Annotated in this window: 19 protein-coding genes; 5 read left to right on the forward strand and 14 right to left on the reverse strand. The window is 71.8% G+C overall.

What is annotated here, in order from left to right; genetic code table 11:
- Positions 1-23: 23 nt before the first annotated feature.
- Together AB0A74_RS25165 and AB0A74_RS25170 are read left to right on the forward strand one after the other, a co-directional pair.
- Positions 24-641: a hypothetical protein gene (locus AB0A74_RS25165; protein WP_358253056.1), complete on the forward strand. Its 618-nt coding sequence runs from the start codon at positions 24-26 to the stop codon at positions 639-641.
- A gap of 344 nt (positions 642-985) precedes the next feature.
- Complete coding sequence (locus AB0A74_RS25170; protein WP_358253057.1) at positions 986-2332, forward strand: YibE/F family protein; 1347 nt, start codon at positions 986-988, stop codon at positions 2330-2332.
- A gap of 2 nt (positions 2333-2334) precedes the next feature.
- Here AB0A74_RS25170 and AB0A74_RS25175 read toward each other — a convergent pair whose 3' ends face one another.
- Together AB0A74_RS25175 and AB0A74_RS25180 are read right to left on the reverse strand one after the other, a co-directional pair.
- Positions 2335-3468 carry a hypothetical protein gene (locus AB0A74_RS25175; RefSeq protein ID WP_358253059.1) on the reverse strand — a complete coding sequence of 378 codons (1134 nt, stop codon included), beginning with the start codon at positions 3466-3468 and terminating at the stop codon, positions 2335-2337.
- Positions 3469-3585: 117 nt separating this feature from the next.
- Complete coding sequence (locus AB0A74_RS25180; RefSeq protein ID WP_358253061.1) at positions 3586-3948, reverse strand: DUF1304 domain-containing protein; 363 nt, start codon at positions 3946-3948, stop codon at positions 3586-3588.
- A gap of 17 nt (positions 3949-3965) precedes the next feature.
- Here AB0A74_RS25180 and AB0A74_RS25185 point away from each other — a divergent pair, with 17 nt between their 5' ends.
- Together AB0A74_RS25185 and AB0A74_RS25190 are read left to right on the forward strand one after the other, a co-directional pair.
- Positions 3966-4373 (forward strand): hypothetical protein, encoded by a 408-nt coding sequence (locus AB0A74_RS25185; RefSeq protein ID WP_358253063.1) that lies wholly within the window; start codon positions 3966-3968, stop codon positions 4371-4373.
- A gap of 8 nt (positions 4374-4381) precedes the next feature.
- Complete coding sequence (locus AB0A74_RS25190; RefSeq protein WP_358253065.1) at positions 4382-5245, forward strand: fused MFS/spermidine synthase; 864 nt, start codon at positions 4382-4384, stop codon at positions 5243-5245.
- Positions 5246-5364: 119 nt separating this feature from the next.
- On the opposite strand, the gene AB0A74_RS25195 is transcribed toward AB0A74_RS25190, so the two are convergent.
- The 4 genes from AB0A74_RS25195 to AB0A74_RS25210 form a co-directional block, all read right to left on the reverse strand.
- On the reverse strand, positions 5365-6321 hold the full coding sequence (locus AB0A74_RS25195) for a pentapeptide repeat-containing protein (RefSeq protein WP_358253067.1): 957 nt from the start codon (positions 6319-6321) through the stop codon (positions 5365-5367).
- A 76-nt stretch (positions 6322-6397) separates the two neighbouring features.
- Complete coding sequence (locus tag AB0A74_RS25200) at positions 6398-7027, reverse strand: hypothetical protein (RefSeq protein ID WP_343938836.1); 630 nt, start codon at positions 7025-7027, stop codon at positions 6398-6400.
- The gene (gene hisS / locus AB0A74_RS25205; RefSeq protein ID WP_358253069.1) at positions 7024-8286 is read right to left on the reverse strand and encodes a histidine--tRNA ligase; all 1263 of its coding nucleotides are present in this window, start codon (positions 8284-8286) and stop codon (positions 7024-7026) included. The genes AB0A74_RS25200 and hisS overlap by 4 nt, the downstream gene beginning before the upstream one ends.
- Positions 8287-8291: 5 nt before the next feature.
- Complete coding sequence (locus tag AB0A74_RS25210) at positions 8292-8990, reverse strand: MBL fold metallo-hydrolase (RefSeq protein ID WP_358253071.1); 699 nt, start codon at positions 8988-8990, stop codon at positions 8292-8294.
- A gap of 154 nt (positions 8991-9144) precedes the next feature.
- Between AB0A74_RS25210 and AB0A74_RS25215 the strand changes: the two genes are divergently transcribed.
- Complete coding sequence (locus tag AB0A74_RS25215; RefSeq protein WP_358253073.1) at positions 9145-10005, forward strand: peptidylprolyl isomerase; 861 nt, start codon at positions 9145-9147, stop codon at positions 10003-10005.
- Between the two features lie 789 nt (positions 10006-10794).
- On the opposite strand, the gene AB0A74_RS25220 is transcribed toward AB0A74_RS25215, so the two are convergent.
- The 8 genes from AB0A74_RS25220 to ruvC all read right to left on the reverse strand — a co-directional run bounded on the left by AB0A74_RS25220 (position 10795) and on the right by ruvC (position 19745).
- Entirely contained in the window at positions 10795-13095 is a 2301-nt protein-coding gene (locus tag AB0A74_RS25220) for a bifunctional (p)ppGpp synthetase/guanosine-3',5'-bis(diphosphate) 3'-pyrophosphohydrolase (RefSeq protein ID WP_121220321.1), read from the reverse strand.
- A 135-nt stretch (positions 13096-13230) separates the two neighbouring features.
- Positions 13231-13749, reverse strand: coding sequence for an adenine phosphoribosyltransferase (locus AB0A74_RS25225; protein WP_358253075.1), 519 nt, complete (start codon positions 13747-13749; stop codon positions 13231-13233).
- On the reverse strand, positions 13746-14918 hold the full coding sequence (gene secF, locus AB0A74_RS25230; RefSeq protein WP_358253077.1) for a protein translocase subunit SecF: 1173 nt from the start codon (positions 14916-14918) through the stop codon (positions 13746-13748). Before secF ends, AB0A74_RS25225 begins: the two co-directional genes overlap by 4 nt.
- 6 nt (positions 14919-14924) lie before the next feature.
- Positions 14925-16736: a protein translocase subunit SecD gene (gene secD, locus AB0A74_RS25235; protein ID WP_358253079.1), complete on the reverse strand. Its 1812-nt coding sequence runs from the start codon at positions 16734-16736 to the stop codon at positions 14925-14927.
- Between the two features lie 328 nt (positions 16737-17064).
- Complete coding sequence (gene yajC, locus AB0A74_RS25240) at positions 17065-17418, reverse strand: preprotein translocase subunit YajC (protein WP_358253087.1); 354 nt, start codon at positions 17416-17418, stop codon at positions 17065-17067.
- 106 nt (positions 17419-17524) lie between these two features.
- Positions 17525-18580, reverse strand: a complete 1056-nt coding sequence (gene ruvB, locus AB0A74_RS25245) for a Holliday junction branch migration DNA helicase RuvB (RefSeq protein WP_358253080.1) — start codon at positions 18578-18580, stop codon at positions 17525-17527.
- Entirely contained in the window at positions 18577-19167 is a 591-nt protein-coding gene (gene ruvA, locus AB0A74_RS25250) for a Holliday junction branch migration protein RuvA (protein ID WP_358253081.1), read from the reverse strand. The genes ruvB and ruvA overlap by 4 nt, the downstream gene beginning before the upstream one ends.
- Positions 19164-19745 carry a crossover junction endodeoxyribonuclease RuvC gene (ruvC, locus tag AB0A74_RS25255; RefSeq protein ID WP_358253083.1) on the reverse strand — a complete coding sequence of 194 codons (582 nt, stop codon included), beginning with the start codon at positions 19743-19745 and terminating at the stop codon, positions 19164-19166. Before ruvC ends, ruvA begins: the two co-directional genes overlap by 4 nt.
- Between the last annotated feature and the right edge of the window lie 219 nt (positions 19746-19964).

Genomic DNA, 19964 nt, shown 5'->3' on the forward strand with positions numbered 1-19964 from the left:
CCGGAAACCGAGGGGGCAGACAGATGAAGGCGATTCGCCCGGTGCTCGTGGCGGCGGTCCTGGGGGCCGGCCTGGTGGCGTGCACGTCCACTCCGCCGCAGGCGGCGCCCACCACCACGTCGACCACGACCACGACCACGACGGCGTCGCCGACCGTGCCCTCCTCGGTCGCGCCGACCGTCGCGCCGACCGGCACGCCGACCGTCGAGCCCGCTCCGGAACCGGTGACGGGCAAGGTGGCGGACCCGGCGGCGCTGCTCGACCACGGCGGTTTCGGCGCGATCCGGCTCGGGATGACCGACGCCGAGCTGCTGGCCACCGGCAAGGTCGTGCGGGAGGGTGAGGACCAGGAGGGGGCGTACTGCGCGTTCTACCGGATGAAGGACTTCGACGGCGGTGTGTTCGTGCAGCGCCACGGTGACCGGGGCGTGGTCTCGATCATCGTCGAGGGGAACGTGCGCACGCCGGAGGGCATCCGGACCGGGTCGACGATCGAGCAGGCGCGGGCGGCCTACCCGGGGTTCGTGGACGGCCACAACTGGGACAGCGCGGACATCGGCGGCGACGTCCGGTACGGGTTCGGCGGCGCGACCATCACCCGGCTGCTGCTCTTCAAGAAGGACCAGCTCTGCCACAACTGACCGACCCGGTCACGGAGACCACGCCGGCCGAGCCCGGCGCTCCGCGCGCCGGCCGACCCGCTCGTCAACGGCCGGGGGTGCCTCCCGCACCCCCGGCCGTTGGCGTACCACGGCCTCGGCGGCGCGGGGGGTGGCGTTCGGCGGCGCGGTGGCGGACTCCGGCGGCGCGGGGGTGGCGTTCGGCGGCGCGGGGGTGGACTCCGGCGGCGCGGGGGTGGCCCCGGCGGCGCGGGGGCGGCGTTCGGCGGCGCGGGGTGGTCCCGGCTCCGAGCGGTGGTGGCCTCCGGCCCCCGGTTCGATCATCTCACGCGGTACCGACAGTTCCGGTCGGGCAGTATGTGCCCGTGCACGCCAAGGACCTCCTCGCAGCTCACGGCCACGGGCACGGCCGTCACGCCGAACCCGCCTCCGCGCCCGTCCGCAGACTGCTGCTGGTCCTGCTGCTGCCGCTGGTCCTCGCGACCGTCGTCGGCGCGTTCCTGCTCTACCCGTTCGGCCGCGACCAGCCCACCGGCTCCGAGGTCGGGATCGTCCAGACGCCCGTCCGGGGCGAGGTCACCGCCGTCACCAAGGGCGGGTGCGGGCCCGAAGGGGACCAGCCCGGCGCGAGCGGGTGCGTGCTGGTCGCCGTCAAGATGTCCGACGGGGCCGCCGCCGGGCGCGAGGTGCGGATCCCCATGCCCGAGCAGCCGTCCTCGCCGACGTTCGCCGTCGGGGACGAGGTGGTGCTGGCCTTCGGCGGCGGGGACCCGACGTCGGACACGTCCTACCAGCTCGCCGACTTCCAGCGCGGCACGCCGATGGTGCTGCTGGCGGTCGTGTTCGCGGCGGCGGTGCTGCTGCTCGGGCGGTGGCAGGGGTTGGCGGCGCTGGGCGCGTTGGCGCTGAGCTTCGTGGTGCTGGTGCTGTTCGTGCTGCCCGCGCTGCTGGCCGGCGAGAACCCGGTGACGGTCGCGGTCGTCGGGGCCGGGCTGATCATGTTCATCGTCCTGTACCTGACCCACGGCGTCTCCGCGAGAACGTCCACCGCCGTGCTCGGCACCCTGGTCAGCCTCGCGCTGATCTGCCTGCTGGGCGTGCTGTTCACGGCGTTCGGCAAGCTCACCGGCCTCGACCAGGACACCGCCAACCTGGTGTCCCTGCTCGGCCACGGCATCGACACGCGCGGCCTGCTGCTCGCGGGCACCATCATCGGCGCGTTGGGCGTGCTGGACGACGTCACCGTCACCCAGACCAGCGCCGTGTGGGAACTGCGCCGCGCCAACCCGGCCCTGGGGTTCCGCGAGCTGTACGCGGCGGGTTCGCGGATCGGCCGCGACCACCTGGCGTCCGTGGTGAACACCCTGGTCATGGCCTACGCCGGCGCCGCGCTGCCGCTGCTGCTCGCGTTCTCCCTGTCCGGCCGGGACCTCGGCGAGATCCTCACCGCCCAACAGGTCGCGCAGGAGGTCGTGCGGACCCTGGTCGGCAGCATCGGCCTGGTCGCGGCGGTGCCGATCACCACCGCGCTGGCCGCGTTCGTCGCCGGGCGCGAGGACGTCCCGGTGGACGACGCTCCCGAGGACGAGCCCGACGAGGAGTTCGAGGAGGAAGTGGAGGCGGAGGACGTGCCGCCTTCGCGGTTCGAGCGGGTCACGGGCGACCTGCGGACCGGGTACGACCCCGCCAAGGGCCCCTGGCGGCGCGTCTGACCTCACGCGGCGGCGATGTCCAGCCTCCCGATCTTGTTCGCGGTCAACAGGCCGAACCACACCGCGCCCGGCTGGTGGACGTTGATGTCGCACGGGTACGAGGCCGAAGAGGGCGTCGCCCACATGCGGACCTCGTGCGTGGTGGGGTTGAACCGGGCCACCTGGTTGCCCAGGCCGAACGCCGCGGGGAAGCTGACCGAGAAGTAGATGTTGCCGTCACCCGCCTCCGCGATGGGCCCGACCATCGGCAGCGGGTTGCCGACGCTGCCCACCGGCAGGCCGCCGAGGACGCTCGTGAGCAGGCCGTTGACGCCCAGCAACGGGTACTCGACGATCGTGCCGGTCACCGGGTCGATGCGGGCGATCTTCATGCCCAGCGACTCCCCCACCCAGATCGAGCCGTCCGCCGCCGTGCGCACGCCCACCGGGAACGAGTTCGGCGTCGGCATCGTGTACTGGGTGAACACGTGGGTGTCCACGTGCAGGGTGGCGACCTTGTTCAGCTGCGGCAGGTCGAACACCACCGTCCGGCCCGGACCGGGCTTGATGATCCCGAACAGCGCGCCCACCTGGCCCAGGACCTCCCCCGGCACCCGGAACCTGCTCCACGCGCCGGTCACGGGGTCGTAGCGGCCGATCGAGTCCAGGCCGCCGAGGGTGAACCACAGCGCGCCGTCCGCGCCGCGCGCGAGGTCGTTGGCCAGCCCGAGACCGCCGTGCAGCGGGATGCCCAGCGCCTGCGTGCTGAACGCGTCGGCCCAGGGCAGCGGGACCTCGGTCATGCTGCCGTCGTCGGTGTCCACGCGGAGCAGGCTGTTGCCGGTGACCTGCGGCATCCACAGGTCGCCCGCCGGGTCGAGGTCCATGCCGCCGGGCACGGACAGCGGCATCGGCGTGGAGAAGTTCTCGAACCGCCCGGTCGCCGGGTCGAACCGGGCGACCTGGCTGCTCAGGTACTGCTCGACCCACAGCTTGCCGTGGTGGTCGAACTCGACCTCGCACACGCCGCCGATCGGGAGCGACGACGGCACCGGGCCGTACTCCGTGATCGGGGACGCGGCGGCGGCCGACGGCGGCACGAGGGTCGTGGCGAGCAGGGACGCGGTCACGAGCAGGCGGCGTAAGTCGGCATCCATGGCTTCAGCTCCCGAGGTCGGGACCGATGCTAGGACGCGCCCACCCGCCCGTTCGTCACACGATCGAGTGGTTGGCGACGCCCAGCCCGGCGCTCGCCCCGACGCCCAGCCCGGCGCTCAGCTCGCGAGGAAGGCGAACAGCAGGGCGATCGCCGCGGGCACCGACTGGACGAACAGGATCCGCCGGCTGACCGTCGCCGCCCCGTACACGCCCGCCACGAAGACGCAGAGCAGGAAGAACACGACGAACGCGTACCCGACCTCACCGCCCTTCACCAGGCCGAAGACCAACCCGGCGGCCAGGAACCCGTTGTAGAGGCCCTGGTTGGCGGCGAGCACCTTGGACTCGGCGGCGAACTCGGCCGTCGTCCCGAAGGCGGCCCGGCCGCGCGGGGTGGTCCACAGGAACATCTCCAGGACCAGGATGTAGACGTGGATGGCCGCGACCAGCGCGGTCAGGACGTTCGCGGCGACCTGCACGGCGGTACCGTACCGGCATGCTGCGGACCGTGCTCAACCTGACCACCCGGGTCGCCGGCGGGCTGGTGGCCGGCGTGGCGGCGCTGCCGCGCATCGCCGACGCCCTGGAGCGGCTGACCCCGCTGGCGGAGGCGTTGCCGCAGGTCGGCGAGCTGCGCGGCACGCTGGAACGGTTGGAGCAGCTCGCGACCTTCCTGGCCAACGAGCTGCCCGAGGCGCTGCACCAGATGGAGGCCGTGCACGCCCAACTGGTCGAGCTGGCCCCGAAGATCACCGCCCTGGCCGGCACCACCGGGCAGCTCGACGAGTCGATCCGCGTGCTGGCCGCCGCGCTCGGCCCGTTGCAGGGCACGACCGAGCGCCTCGGCAGGCTGGTCGACCGACTGCCCGACCGGCGGCGGCGCAACCAGGCGCTGCCGGGATAATCACCCGCGTGGGACGGACGCGGAAGACCGACCAGACGATCACCCGGGAGGTCGACTCGGGCATCGCGGAACTCGTCCCCGACCACGACGTCCCCGGCGCGTGGACGCTGCGCCTCAACGGCACCCCGCAGTCGCACGTGGACCTGGACGACCCCTGCCACCTGGAGTTCGAGTACGTCCGGCGGCTCGGCCACGTCGCCGACCTGCTCGCGCCGACCGCCGAACCGGTCCGCGCGCTGCACCTGGGCGGCGGCGCGCTGACCCTCCCCCGCTACATCGCGGCCACCCGGCCCCGCTCGACCCAGCAGGTCGTGGAGGTCGACGCGGCCCTGGTCGAGCTGGTCCGCGGCCTGTTGCCGCTGGACCGGACGTGGCGGGTGAAGATCCGCACCGGCGACGCGCGCGAGGTGCTGGCCAAGGCCCCGCCCGACACGTTCGACCTGGTGGTGACCGACGTGTTCGCCGGGGCGCGCACCCCCGCGCACCTGACGTCGGTGGAGTTCGTGCAGCTGGCGGAGCGGACGTTGCGCGGCGGGGGCGTGTACGCGGCGAACATCGGCGACGGCGGGAAGCTGGCGTTCGCGCGGGCGCAGGCGGCGACGGCACGGGCGGTGTTCCGGCACGTGTGCGTGCTGGCCGAGCCGGCGGTGTTCCGGGGCAGGCGCTTCGGCAACTTCGTCATCCTCGGCTCGCACGTGGAGCTGCCGGTGGCCGACCTGGTCCGGCGCACGGCCGGCGACCCGTTCCCGGGCCGGGTGGAGCACGACGAGTCGCTGGTCCGGTTCATCGGCGGAGCGCCGGTGACGACGGACGAGACGGCCACCCAGTCCCCGTCCCCGCCGAAGGGCACGTGGGGCCTGCCCACCGACTGATGCCTCGAACAACTGGCGGCGGAAGTCGGCGTCACGTTCCACCACGTCGCGGGAGGCAGCATCGAGCAGGCCTACCAGGCCTTCCTCCGCGCCCTCGCGTGATCCGACCCGGGCGCACGTCACCACCACGCTCCTTTGGTGGCCGAGTCCTTGGTGGCACCGGTGGTCTTCGTGGAGCCGTTGTGCTTGGCGCCGGTCAGGTCCGCGCCCTCGAACCTCGCGCCGGACAGGTCGACGCCCTCGAAGTTGGCGGAGCCCAGGGTCGCGCCGGTGAAGTCGGTCCCGTCCAGCGCCCACGAGCCGCGGAAGTCCACCCCGGACGCGTGCGCTCCCCGGAGGCTGGTCCGGTTGAAGGTGACCGGGCCGAGCTTCACCCGCCCCAGGGACGCCCGGTCGAGGTTGGCGTCACCGAGCACGACGTAGGTCAGGTCCGCGTCGAGCGCCCACAGCTCGACCAGGCACGTCCCGCGCAGGTCCACCACGCGGATCGGGTCGCCCCGGACGTGCGGCGGCCGGCGGCCGAGCACCGTGAAAGCGGCCTGGACGTCCGGCGCCACCTTGTCGCAGGGCCGGTCCGGCAGGCGCGGGCTGGTGTCGCGGATGAACGCCGACAGCAGCTCGACCACCGCTGGCCGGTCGCGCTCGGAGTCGTCGGCGACGCGTTCGAGCGCGTAGATGCCACCGATCCTCAGGTGCACGCGGTCCGCGCCCTTCACGCCCACCTGCTCCACCGCCTTGGTGAACCGGTCGGTGATCTGCGCCTGCTCGGACACCGCCACCTGCTCGCGCGTCGCGTCCAGGGACAGCGCGGTGAACACCAGCGCCGCCACCGCCGTGAACGCCGAGACGACCGCCGTGGTGCGCGACCAGTCGTGCGGCTGCCGCGTGGCGGACCGCGGCCAGACCAGCCCCAGCACGACCAGCAGCACCAGCCCGCCACCCACGGCAGGCCACCACGACCGCAACCACAGCCACGCGCCGTACGCCGACGGCACGTCGCCACGGACCCGGAACTGCCACGCGCCCAACACGACGACGACCGCGAGCAGCCCCACCACCACCGGACGCGACCTCATACCGGAGAAGTCGCACCACCGCCCGAACCGTTAGTGCCGGCACGGGGAGGGACCGGGGCGCGTCACGTCCCGGCGGTCAGTCCAGGGTGGAGACGAAGCGGGAGATGGCGTCCGGGTTGAGCTTCTGCGCCAAGCGGCCCGACGGGGCCAGGGAGCCCAGCTGGTAGAGCGGCCGGTCCGCGGCCGCCAGGCCTCGGGCCTCCGCTCGCAGCTGTGCGACCAGCAGCTCCGAGAACACCAGGCCCGGGGCGTCGCCGCGGCCCGCCAGCACGTCGGCCAGCTTGCGCAGCGCCAGCACGCCCTGCTCGCGCCCACCGGTGCCCGCGTAGATCGCCAGCGCCAGGTTGATCGCCTTGCCGCCGCCGCGCACGAACAACCCCACGGTGCGGCTGCCGCGCATGTCCGTCACCAGCAGGTCCAGCTGGTCCGCCGTGTGCAGGTCCACCGACCGCGCGCCGAACGCCCGCACCGTCAGCACGTGCCCCGACAGCCACACCCGCCGCCGCGCCTCCGACCACGCCAGCAGCAACAACGGCAGCGCGAACACCGCCGCCGTCACCAGACCGGCCGTGCGACCGGCGAGCAGACCCAGCAGACCGCCGAACGCGGCGGCGACCAGCAGCGCGCCGATCGCCACCGTCCGGGCGCGCTTGCGCACCGCCGCGGGGTCCAGCAGGTCCAGCGGGATCCGCTCGTCGTCGCTCACCGGCCCAACGCCTCCCGCACCGCGATCACCACGTCCACCAGCGGCACCTCGCGCTGGTCGCCCGACGCCAGCTCCTTGAGCTGCACGACGCCCGCCTCGATGTCCCGCTCGCCCAGCACCAGCGCGAACCTGGCGCCGGACCGGTCCGCGCCCTTCATGGCGCCCTTGAGGCCCTTGCCGCCGTACGCCATGTCGAAGCGCACCCCGGCACCGCGCAGCGCCGCCGACAGCGCCACCAGCCGCGACTTCGCCGCGTCGCCCAGCGGCACGCCGTACACGTCGCACCGCGCCACGTCACCCGGCTGCACGCCCTCAACCTGGCACGCCAGCAGCGACCGGTCCACACCCAGGCCGAAACCGACCCCGGACAGCGGCTGCCCGCCCAGCTGCTCCATCAGCCCGTCGTAGCGGCCACCGCCGCCGATCGCGGACTGCGCGCCCAGCCCGTCGTGCACGAACTCGAAGCACGTCTTGGTGTAGTAGTCCAGGCCGCGCACCATCCGCGGGTTTTCCACGAACTTCACGCCCAGGTCGTTCAGCGCGTCCTTGACCTGCTCGTAGTGCGCGCGGGAGGCGTCGGACAGGTGGTCGCGCATCAGCGGCGCGTCCTCCACCAGCGCCCGCACCTCGGGCCGCTTGTCGTCCAGCACCCGCAGCGGGTTGATGGTGGCCCGCCGGCGGGTCTCCTCGTCCAGCGGCAGCTTGGCCAGGAACGCCTGCAGCAGCTCCCGGTAGGCGGGCCGGTCCGACGAGTCGCCCAGCGACGTCAGCTCCAGCCGGTAGCCGGTCAGGCCCATCCGCCGGAACGCCTCGTCGGCGATGGCGATGACCTCGGCGTCCAGCGCCGGGTCGTCCACGCCGATCGCCTCGACGCCGACCTGGTGGAACTGCCGGTACCGGCCGGCCTGCGGCTGCTCGGCGCGGAAGAACTGGCCCGCGTAGGCCAGCTTGACCGGCAACTGGCCCTTGTCCAGGCCGTGCTCGATGACCGCCCGCATCACGCCCGCGGTGCCCTCGGGGCGCAGCGTGATGGACCGGCCGCCGCGGTCGGTGAAGGTGTACATCTCCTTCGTCACGACGTCGGTCGATTCGCCGACGCCGCGCGCGAACAGCGCCGTGTCCTCGAAGACGGGCAGCTCGATGTAGCCGTAGCCGGCCAGGCGGGCGGAGTCCAACAGGGTGTCGCGGACCGCGGCGAAGGTCGCGGAGACCGGCGGGAAGTAGTCGGGCACGCCCTTGGGGGCGGAGAACGTCGTCACGGGGTTCACAGTCCTCGGTGCGGTGCGGCCGGCGCGTCGTCGCCCAGTTCCAGGAGGAACGGGTTGCTCCCGCGCTCACGGCCGATGGTGGTCGTCGGGCCGTGGCCGGGCAGGACCACCGTGTCGTCGTGCAGCGTCAGCACCTTGGTGCGCAGTGACGCCAGCATGGCGCGGTGGTCGCCGCCCGGCAGGTCGGTGCGTCCGATGGAGCCGGCGAAGAGGGTGTCGCCGGACAGCACGAGCCGTCCGCCCTCCTCGGTGCCGGCGCGGAACATCACCGACCCGCCGGTATGGCCCGGTGTGTGGTCGACGGTCAGCCGCAGGCCCGCCAGGTCCAGCTCGGCCCCGTCGGACAGCTCGCGCACCTCGCGCGGTTCGCGCATCTCCAGGTCCCCGCCGAAGAACGCGCGCGACTCGGCGCTGATGCCCTTGAGCGGGTCGGACAGCAGGGCCCGGTCGTCGGGGTGCACCCACGCCGGGATGTCGTTGCCGTCGCACACAGGCGCGACGGAGAAGCAGTGGTCGAAGTGGCCGTGCGTGAGCAGGGCGGCGACCGGGGTCAACCGGTGCTCGCGCAGCGCCCGCGCCAGCGGCTCGGCGGCGTCCTGGCCGGGATCGACCACGACGCACGGCCCGCCGGCCTCCACGGCCAGCACGAAGCAGTTGGCCTGGAGGGCGCCGGTGGGGAACCCGATCACCAGCACGCGGACACTCCTCGACGGCTATCGACGGCAACAGAACGGCAACGGATCGCTGTGGACCGCGCTACCAGCCTATCCGGCACACACCAGCCATATGCGTGCCCCCTAGACTGCACACCGATCGTCGCCGGTCGACGCGAGAACAGGGAGGTTGCAGGTGCCGACCAACGTGCAGCGCCGCGAGCAGGCCAAGCGGAAGCTGGAACGACAGCTCGCCCGCCGGGCGGAGCGCGCGAAGCGGCGCCGGATCGTCTCGGTGGTGGTGACCGTCATCGCGGTCGTCGCCGTCGCCGGTGGCGTCTACTTCATCTCCACGGCCGACTTCGGCGGCTCGGACGACACGGCGGCCACCTCGACCACCCCGAAGCCGATCGAGATCCCGACCGAGGTCAAGGCGCTGCCCAAGCGGCCGACCCCGATCGCGGACCCGGCGACCTGCGAGTACCGGCAGTCGAAGGAGCCGTCCTCCAAGGAGGGCACGAAGGCCCCCGAGGCGACGGGCGTGTCCGCCACCGGCACCGCGACGGCCACCATCAAGGCCAACATCGGCGAGCTGAAGCTGACCTTGGACAAGGCGCTCGCGCCGTGCGCGGTGAACAGCTTCGTGAGCCTGGCCAAGCAGGGCTACTTCAACGGCAGCACGTGCCACCGCATCGGCACCGAGGGCCTGCAGATGCTGCAGTGCGGCGACCCGACCGGCACCGGCCGCGGCGGCCCCGGCTACGCGTTCGACAACGAGACCTGGCCCGAGCTGACCTACGGCCGCGGCTACCTGGCGATGGCCAACGCGGGCATCGACCAGGAGACGCAGAAGGGCACGAACGGCAGCCAGTTCTTCATCGTCTACGGCGACGCCCAACTCTCGCCGGACTACACGGTCTTCGGCAGCGTCGACGAGGCCGGCCTGAAGCTGATCGACGAGGTGGCCCGCGGCGGCCACGACGGCTCCTTCGACCCGTCCCCGGGCGGCGGCAAGCCGAACAAGGAAGTGAAGTTCGAGACCGTCACGGTCGCGTAGCAGGACGAACCCGAAGGGGCCGGCCCACGCACTCGGGAGAGGAGTGCTGGAGCCGGCCCCTTCGTCTTCCCCGCCGGCCGTGAGGTGACCGGCAGTCGCGATGATCGCAGCGCCACCTGACGTTTCGCTGACGCCCCACCCCTCTACGCGCGAAGCGCGGACAGCGCCAGCCGCGCTGCCAGCCCACAGGAAGGGCCTCGGTTCGTTCCCCGTACGGCCTGGGCGCAGCCCAACCACAGGTTTCCGGTGCTGTCCAGAAAAGTTTTGCGAGGCACGAGCAAAAGTTTTCTGGACAGCACCGGAAACCTGTGGTTGCCTCCGGCAGGCCGTGCGGGGAACGAACCGACGCCCTTCCCCCCGGGGGCCTGCCGCGCGGCGAGCGCCTTCTTGAGAGCGCGAAGCGCGCCTTCTTGAGAGCGCGAAGCGCGCCTTCCTGAGAGCGCGAAGCGCGTCTTCCCGAAAGCGCGAAGCGTGTCATGAAGATCTTGAAAAGCTTAAAAGAGCCTCGCCGGCGGGCAGACCACCAAGGATGACGGAAGAGCAAAAGAGGGGGCTTTTCCGTCATCCCCGTATGGCCTGGCGGAGCCGACCACAGATTCGGTCGGGTGCCGCTAAAAACTTTTGCTCGTTCCTCGCAAAACTTTTCGGCTGCACCCGGCCGAATCTGTGGTAGCCCTTCGGGCAGGCCATACGGGGATGACGGAAAAGCCCAAAAGCAGGCGCGCTACGCGCGCCCCAAAGACAACGCGCTACGCGCCCCAAAGCAAGCGCGCGAGTCGCCGGCGCCGGTCAAGACGCTGACGTCACGCGGTACACGTCGTACACGCCCTCCACGCTGCGCACGGCCTTCAGCACGTGACCCAAGTGCTTCGGGTCGCCCATCTCGAACGAGAAGCGGCTCACGGCCACCCGGTCGCGCGACGTCGTCACCGACGCGGACAGGATGTTCACCTTCTCGTCGGCCAGCACCTTCGTCACGTCCGACAACAGGCGGTGCCGGTCCAGAGCCTCGACCTGGATCGCCACCAGGAACACCGACGAGGACGACGGGGCCCACTCCACGTCCAGCAGGCGCTCGGGCGTCTTGAGCAGCTCGTCGGCGTTGGTGCAGTCCGTCCGGTGCACCGAGACGCCGCCGCCGCGGGTCACGAAGCCCAGGATGTCGTCACCCGGGACCGGGGTGCAGCAGCGGGCCAGTTTCACCCACACGTCGGCCGCGTCCTTGACGATCACGCCCGCGTCGCCGGTCACCCGGCGGCGCGCCACCGTGGACGGGGTGGAGCGCTCCGCCAGCTCGTCCTCGGCGTGCTCCACGCCGCCGAGCTGCGCAACCAGGCGCTGGACGACGTGCCGGGCGGAGGTGTGGCCCTCGCCGACCGCCGCGTACAGCGCCGACACGTCCGGGTAGTGCAGTTCCTTGGACAGCGCGCCCATCGAGTCCGCCGACACCAGGCGCTGGAGCGGCAGGCCGACCCGCCGGACCTCCTTCGCGATGGCGTCCTTGCCGACCTCGATGGCCTCTTCCTTGCGCTCCTTCGCGAACCACTGCTTGATCTTGGCCTTGGCGCGCGGGGAGGCGGCGAAGGACAGCCAGTCGCGCGACGGGCCCGCCCCCTCCGCCTTGGAGGTGAAGATCTCGACGACCTCACCGTTTTCGAGCTTGCGCTCCAGGGCGACGAGCCGGCCGTTGACGCGGGCGCCGATGCAGCGGTGACCGACCTCGGTGTGCACCGCGTAGGCGAAGTCGACGGGTGTGGAGCCGGTCGGCAGGGTCACCACGTCGCCCTTGGGCGTGAAGACGAAGATCTCCCGCGCGGCCAGGTCGAAGCGCAACGACTCCAGGAACTCGCCCGGGTCCGCCGCCTCGCGCTGCCAGTCGAGAAGCTGGCGCATCCACGCCATCTCGTCGACCTCGACGCCCTTGCCGCTGTGCGTGCCCCGGGTCTCCTTGTACCGCCAGTGCGCCGCGATGCCGTACTCGGCGGTGCGGTGCATGTCGTAGGTCCGGATCTGCACTTCCAGCGGCTTGCCGTCCGGGCCGATGACCGTGGTGTGCAGCGACTGGTACACGCCGAACCGGGGCTGGGCGATGTAGTCCTTGAACCGACCGGGCATGGGCTGCCACAGCGCGTGGACCACGCCCATCGCGGCGTAGCAGTCGCGGACCTCGTCCACCTGGATGCGCACGCCCACCAGGTCGTGGATGTCGTCGAAGTCGCGACCGCGCACGATCATCTTCTGGTGGATCGAGTAGTAGTGCTTGGGCCGGCCCTCGACCTTGGCCGTGATCCGCGCCGACTCCAACTGCGTGGACAGCTCGTTGATCACGCCGCTGAGGTAGGTGTCGCGCGAGGGCGCGCGGTTGGCGACCAGGCGCACGATCTCGTCGTACTTCTTGGGCTGCAGGATGGCGAACGCCAGGTCCTCCAGCTCCCACTTGACCGTGGCCATGCCCAGCCGGTGGGCCAGCGGGGCGAGCACTTCGAGCGTCTCGCGCGCCTTGCGGGCCTGCTTCTCCGGCGGCAGGAACCGCATGGTGCGCATGTTGTGCAGCCGGTCGGCGAGCTTGATGACCAGGACGCGGGGGTCCTTGGCCATGGCGATGACCATCTTGCGGATGGTCTCCGCCTCGGCCGCCGCGCCCAGCTTGACCTTGTCCAGCTTGGTGACGCCGTCGACCAGCAGGGCGACCTCGTTGCCGAAGTCGTCGCGCAACTGGTCCAGGGAGTAGTCGGTGTCCTCGACCGTGTCGTGCAGGAGGGCGGCGACCAGGGTCGTGGTGTCCATGCCCAGCTCGGCGAGGATGGTCGCCACGGCCAGCGGGTGGGTGATGTAGGGGTCACCGGACTTGCGCCGCTGCGGCCGGTGCTTCTCCTCGGCCACGTCGTAGGCGTGCTGGAGCAGGGCGAGGTCCGCCTTGGGGTGCAGGTCGCGGTGCACGGCCGCGAGCGGCTCCAGCACCTGCTTGACCGGCGCGGCCCGCTGCGCGGTGATGCGCCGGGCGAGGCGCGCGCGAACGCGCCTGGTGGCCGACGGAGGCCGTGCGGGCACGGGCTGCGTCGTCTGGGCGGGCTCGATGTCCTGGCTCAACCACGCTCCTCGGGTCTAGGAACCGAGGATAACTCCGCAGACGACCACACTCCGGCGCCGACCCGATGAGCGGCGAACTTCACACGACGAACAGCACCGGCCGCTTAGCCCCGACCGGTCGCCCGACCCCGCGGGTCAGACGGCCAGCAGGGCGCTCACCGAACGGCCGGCCAGGCGTTCCCGCCCACCCAGACCCGGGATCTCCAGGACGACCGACACCCCGGTCACGACCCCGCCCGCACGCTCCACGAGCGCGCAAGCAGCCGCCGCGGTCCCACCGGTGGCCAGCACGTCGTCCACCACCACAACCTGTTGACCAGGGGTGATGGACTCCGCCGGCAGCTCCAGCGTGGCCGTCCCGTACTCCAGGTCGTACGAGATCCGGTGCGCCACCGCCGGCAGCTTGCCCGGCTTGCGCAGCGGCACGACCCCGTACCGCCACCCGTACCCCAGCGCCGCGCCCAGCAGGAAGCCGCGCGACTCGATGGCCGCCACCACCTGCGTGTCCGGGTGGATCTTGTCCTGGAGGGCGTCGACCACCGCCCGCAGCGCGTCGGGGTCGGCCAGGACGGGCGTGAGGTCCCGGAAGACGACCCCCGGTTGGGGGAAGTCCGGGACCTCACGCAGCAGCCCTAGGGCTTTGTCCAGCTTCAACGGTGCTTCTTGCCGGTCGGGCGACGGCGCGCGTCGCCCGCCTTCGCCGTGCGGGACGGGGCGCCGGCGGCGGCCGCCAGGGCCTTCTCGTGCCGCAGTTCGGCCTTCAGGGACTCGTCGTCGGTCGACCCGACCACGTCACCGCCGGTCACGGCCTCGCCGGAGGCCTTGCGGGCCAGGTTGTCCCGGCGGGCCCGGACCCGGGCCGCCTGCGCCCGGTACTTCGGGTCGCGCATCTTCAGGTCCACCGCGACCGGGGTGGCGATGAAGATCGACGACAGCGCGCCGATCGCCATACCGGTCAGCTGCACCAGCGCCAGGTCCTTCAGCGTGCCGACGCCGAGCAGGCCCACGCCGATCGCCAGCAGGCCCAGGACGGGCAGCAGCGCGATGAGCGAGGTGTTGATCGACCGCATCAGGGTCTGGTTGACCGCCAGGTTGGCCGCCTCGCCGTACGTGCGCCGCGTGAGCCCGAGCAGGCCGCGGGTGTTCTCCTTGACCTTGTCGAACACGACGACCGTGTCGTAGAGCGAGAAGCCCAGGATGGTGAGCAGACCGATCACCGTCGCGGGCGAGACCTCGAAGCCGACCAGCGAGTACACGCCGGCCGTGATCAGCACGTCGTGCACCACCGCGACCAGCGCGGCCACGGCCATCTGCCACTCGAAGTACAGCGCCAGGAAGATCGCCACGGCCAGGAAGAACACGCCGAGCGCGATCAGCGCCTTCGTGGTGATCTCACTGCCCCACGACCCGGACACCGCGCTGTCGCTGATGGCCTCGACCCCGCCGTTGGGCTTGAGGTCGTTGTTCAGGCCCTCCTTCAGCGCGGCGACCTTGGCCGCGTCCAGCGGCTCGGACCGGATCTGGATGGTCGTCGCCCCACCCGTGCCGACGGTCTGCACCGCGGCGGGCTCGTTGCCGACGGCCTTGGTGAAGCTCTCCTTGGCCGCCTCGACGCTGATCGTGCCGGACGCGCTCTGCGCCGGCAGCTGGACGCGGGTGCCGCCGGTGAAGTCGATCCCGGCGTTGAAGCCGCGGAAGATGATCGACGCCAGGCACACCAGCAGGATCACGCCGAACAGCACGTACCAGCGCTTGCGCTTGCCGACGATGTCGAAGGCGCCGTTGCCGACGTACAGGCGCTGGAAGATGTTCCCCTTGGACATGAGGGCTCAGACCTCCTTCGCGGCGGTCTTGCCCGCCGGAACGGCGGTCCGCGAGCCGGCGCCAGCCGCAGCCGCACCGCCCAGGCCGGACAGCTTCGGGTTGGACAGGGACTTCGACTTGGAGACCATCGCGACCAGCGGGTGCGTGACCAGGAAGACCACGACCAGGTCGAGCACGGTCGACATGCCGAGGGTGAACGCGAAGCCCTTCACCTGGCCGACGGCGATCACGTACAGGATGGCCGAGGCGAGGAAGCTGACCGCGTCCGCCGACAGGATCGTACGACGGGACCGGACCCAGGCGCGCGGGGTCGCCGACCGGAACGACCGGCCCTCGCGCATCTCGTCCTTCAAGCGTTCGAAGAACACCACGAACGAGTCCGCGGTGATACCGATCGCCACGATGAAACCGGCGATGCCGGCCAGGTCCAGGGTGAACCCGATCCAGCGGCCGAGCAGCACCAGCACCGCGTAGACCACGACACCGGACAGCACCAGCGACAGGATCGTCAGCACGCCCAGGAGGCGGTAGTAGAACAGGCAGTAGACGAACACCAGCGCCAGGCCGATGCCGCCGGCGATCAGACCGGCCTTGAGCGAGGCCAGGCCCAGCGTCGCGGACACCGTCTCGGCCTCGGAGGCCTCGAACGACAGCGGCAGCGAGCCGTACTTGAGCACGTTGGCCAGGCCCTCGGCGTCCTTCTGCGAGAACTGGCCGGAGATCTGGGTGTTGCCGCCGAGGATCGGCTCGTTGATGTTCGGCGCGGACACGACCTGAGTGTCCAGGACGACCGCGACCTGCTGGGACACGTTCGCCGAGGTGAACTTGCCCCACTTGTCGCCGCCCTCGCCCTTGAAGGTGAGGTCCACGACGAAGCCCGCGCCCTGCGGGTCGGTGCCGGAGATCGCGTTGGCGACGTCCTCACCGGTCAGCCGCGAGTACAGGCTGAAGTCGTCGTCCTTGACCTGCGCGTCCTTGGCCGGGAAGACCGGCGCGAGGACGTACTTGAACTCGTTCTTCTGGTCGCAGGTCAGCAACGGCAGCGCCGGGTCGTCGTTGCCGAGCAGCGGGTCCTTCTTCGGGCAGGTGAAGGCCGCGAGCGCCTGGGACACCGTCTGCGCGTCGAGCGTGGTCAGCGCGGGGTCCTGGCGGCAGGTCTTGGACTCCCTGATGGCGTCCTCGGGCTTCTCGGAGTACTCGCCGTTGAACACCTTGCGGCAGTCCACCTGCGGCTCGGTCGGAGCCGACGGGGTGGTCGTCGCGGGCGGCGTCGCCGTGTCGGTCGGCTGCTGCTCGAACGCGGGCGCCGGGCGGCCCTGGGCGGTCGTGGTCGGCGCGGCGGACGCGGTCTCCGAGCCCGACGGCGGGGCCGTCGTGGTCGGCGCTGCCGAACCCGAGGTGCTCGGGGTGGTCGTCGGCGCGGGCTCGGGCGCGTGGGGCTGCGGCGAGCCGACGACCTTGCGGAAGTTCAGCTTCGCGGTCTGGCCCAGGCGCTTGGCGCCCTCGCTGTCCGTGCCCGGGACCGTGATCACCAGGTTGGTGCCGTCGCGGACCACCTCCGCGCCGGACACACCGAGACCGTTCACCCGGGTCTCGATCAACTCCCTGGCCTGGTTCAGGGCCTGGTCGGTCGGCGTTTGGCCGTCGGGGGCGCGCGCGGTCAGCGTGACCCGCGTGCCGCCCTGGAGATCGATGCCGAGCTTGGGGGTCGCTTTCCGGTCCCCGGTGAAGAACACCAAGGAGTACAGCGCGACCACGATGAGGACAAACGCGCCCAGGTACTTCGCGGGGCGGATTTGCCCGGCCGGGGGTGCCACGGTCCGTCCGTCTCCTGCAACTGTCGTTGAGATGTCGACGCCGCCGCGACCGTGGGAACGGACCAGGGCAGCGCTTGTCCACCCGGCACTGCCCTGCCGGGTGATTGCGCAGCGTACCCCGCACCGTGTGAGTTGTCTGTCACCGGTTCCGCACCGGTTCCGCACCGCCGGCCGGCATTCACGACCGGCCATAACGCGCCGACCGGACCAACGGCATGGGCCGGACGGCGTTCACACTTGACCCGGATTCCCCCGGGTGGGCCCGCAATGGTGCGCGACGGCGAAAGGATTGTGCCGCGGGTGCGGCACAACCCCTTTCGCTTTCGCCTTACTTCTTGCTGTCCTGCTGAGCCGGCTCGACGTCCGCGGCGGGCGCGTCCTCGACGTCGTCGACGACCGCGTCGGTCTCGTCCACGTCGGTGGTCGGGTTGACCTTCTCGCGGATCGCGGGACGCAGCCACGTGGTGACCACGCCGTCGGCGATCTCCAGGTCGATCGTCTCGTCGTCGCTCGCGTCGGCGACCGTGGCGAACAGACCGGAGGTCGTCATCACCCGGTCACCGGGTTCGAGGGACTTGAGGAGCGCCTGCTGCTCGGCCGCCGCCCTCTTCTGCTTGCGGGCGCTGAGGAACAGCGGCACGGCCAGCAGCACGAGCAGCAGCGGGAACATCAAGGAAGACAGGTTGCCCATCATTCTCCGTTCAACCGGGCGCGGCGGGACTGGTCTGCCCGGAACGTCCGGATTTCCTGGGGTGCCGTCGCCGATTGTGCCAGGTGAGCGAACCCGCTCAGTCCCCGGCGTCGTCGAACAGGGTCCGGGCGGCGTCGCCGGGGGCCTTCGCCGGGGGCTGGAGGCCCAGGTGCAGCCAGGCGGCGGCGGTCGCGACCCGGCCGCGCGGCGTGCGGGCCAGCATGCCCGCGCGCACCAGGTAGGGCTCGCACACCTCCTCGACCGTCGTCGGCTCCTCCCCCACCGCGACGGCCAGCGTGGAGACGCCCACCGGCCCGCCGCCGAACGAGCGCACCAGCGCGCCCAGCACGGCCCGGTCCAGCCGGTCCAGGCCCAGCTCGTCCACGTCGTAGACGGCCAGCGCGTCCCGGGCGACCTCGCGGGTCACCGCGCCGTCCGCGCGCACCTCGGCGAAGTCGCGGACCCGGCGCAGCAGCCGGTTGGCGATGCGGGGCGTGCCGCGGGAGCGGCCCGCGATCTCCCGGCCGCCGTCCTCGCGCAGGTCCACGCCGAGGATCTTGGCCGACCGGCGGATGATCAGCTCCAGCTCGTCGGCGCTGTAGAACTCCATGTGCCCGGTGAAGCCGAACCGGTCGCGCAGCGGGCCGGTCAGCGCGCCGGACCTGGTGGTGGCCCCGACCAGCGTGAACGGCGCGATGTCGAGCGGGATGCTGGTCGCGCCCGGCCCCTTGCCGACCACGACGTCCACTCGGAAGTCCTCCATCGCGAGGTAGAGCATCTCCTCGGCGGGGCGGGCCATCCGGTGGATCTCGTCGATGAACAGCACGTCGCCCTCGACCAGGTTGGACAGCATCGCGGCGAGGTCGCCGGCGCGTTCCAGGGCCGGGCCGGAGGTGATCCGCAGGGACGCGCCCAGCTCGGCCGCGATGATCATGGCCAGGGAGGTCTTGCCCAGGCCGGGCGGCCCGGACAGCAGGACGTGGTCCGGCGGCGCGCCGCGCTGCATGGCCCCGCGCAGGACCAGTTCGAGCTGCTCGCGCACCTTGGGCTGGCCGACGAACTCGTGCAGGTCGCGGGGGCGCAGGGTGGACTCGACGTCCCGCTCGGCCGGGTCGGGCAGCGGGTTGAGGGTGTCGTCCTCGTCGAACGTCATCGCTTGCGACCCAACAGCGCCAGCGCCTTGCGGAGGACCTCGGAGGTGCCCTGGGCGGAGTCGTCGGCCAGCACGGTGTCCACGGCCTGCTCGGCCTGCTTGGCCGGGAAGCCGAGGCCGAGGAGGGCTTCGGCGACCTGCGCGCGCACCTGGCCCGCGTTGGACGCCGCGGGCGTCGTGGACGGCAACTGGCCGACCTTGTCGCGCAGCTCGATGCACAGCCGCTCCGCGCCCTTGCGGCCGATGCCGGGGACCTGGGTGAGCACGGTGATGTTGCCCTCGGCGAGCGCGGCGCGCAGCTTGTCCGGCTCCAGCACGGCCAGCGTGGCCAGCGCGAGCCGCGGCCCGATGCCCGACACGGTCTGCAGCAGGCCGAACAGCTCGCGCGCCTCGGCGTCGGCGAACCCGAACAGGGTCAGCGAGTCCTCGCGCACGACCAGGGCGGTGGCCAGGGTCGTCTCCTCGCCGCGGCGCAGCGTCGCCAGCGTGGCGGGCGTGGCCTGCACGGCGAACCCGACGCCCCCCACCTCGACGACCGCGTGATCGAGTCCGATGGACAGCACCTGTCCACGAAGCGACGAAATCACTGGGTCTTCCCTCCGGTCGTGCGGGCGGCGGCTCGGGCAAGTCTCGCGCGGTGCGTGCGGGCGAGTTCGGCGGCCCTGGCTTGGGCCTCCTCCAGGCGCGACCGCATGGGGGCGCGCCACAGGTGGCAGATGGCCAGCGCGAGCGCGTCGGCGGCGTCGGCGGGCTTGGGCGCGGTCTTGAGGCCGAGCAGTTTCGTCACCATCGCGGTGACCTGCTTCTTGTCCGCGCGGCCGGACCCGGTGACGGCGGCCTTGACCTCGCTGGGCGTGTGGAAGGTGACCGGCAGGTTCCGGCGCGCGGCGGCCAGCGCCACCACCCCGCCCGCCTGGGCGGTGCCCATCGCGGTGCGGACGTTGTACTGGCTGAAGACCCGTTCGACGGCGACCACGTCGGGTTCGTACCGGTCGAGCCACTGCTCGACGGCGTCGGACAGCTCCAGCAGCCGGATCGCCAGGTCGGCGTCCACGGGCGTGCGGACGACGTCCACGGCGACCGGCCGCACCGTGCGCCCCGGACCACCGTCGACCACCCCGAAACCACACCGGGTCAGGCCGGGATCGACACCGAACACCCGCACGCTGGTCCTCTCGAAAGCGCCGCCACGAACACCAGTTCGAACCGTACCGGGTACGGCTCGCGCACCCCTGTTCGACACGCGTTCGCGAGGCCGCGTCGGCTTGTCGCGTCGATTTTCGCTCCGATCACGTCTTTCGATCGGGGCCGACCTTGACGTGGATGCGGCTGGTGTTGCCCGAGGCGTCCACCACGTACTTGGCGCGGATCTCGCGGCGCACGC

Source organism: Saccharothrix sp. NPDC042600 (genome assembly GCF_040647305.1).
Classification (GTDB): Bacteria; Actinomycetota; Actinomycetes; order Mycobacteriales; family Pseudonocardiaceae; genus Actinosynnema; species Actinosynnema mutabilis.

Bases quoted from the DNA above. Each gene is read 5' to 3' on its own strand.
- AB0A74_RS25195 (WP_358253067.1), bottom strand. From the start codon at position 6,321: ATGAGGTCGCGTCCGGTGGTGGTGGGGCTGCTCGCGGTCGTCGTCGTG.
- secF (WP_358253077.1), bottom strand. From the start codon at position 14,918: ATGTCCAAGGGGAACATCTTCCAGCGCCTGTACGTCGGCAACGGCGCC.
- AB0A74_RS25185 (WP_358253063.1), top strand. From the start codon at position 3,966: ATGCTGCGGACCGTGCTCAACCTGACCACCCGGGTCGCCGGCGGGCTG.
- AB0A74_RS25175 (WP_358253059.1), bottom strand. From the start codon at position 3,468: ATGGATGCCGACTTACGCCGCCTGCTCGTGACCGCGTCCCTGCTCGCC.
- AB0A74_RS25165 (WP_358253056.1), top strand. From the start codon at position 24: ATGAAGGCGATTCGCCCGGTGCTCGTGGCGGCGGTCCTGGGGGCCGGC.
- ruvB (WP_358253080.1), bottom strand. From the start codon at position 18,580: ATGACGTTCGACGAGGACGACACCCTCAACCCGCTGCCCGACCCGGCC.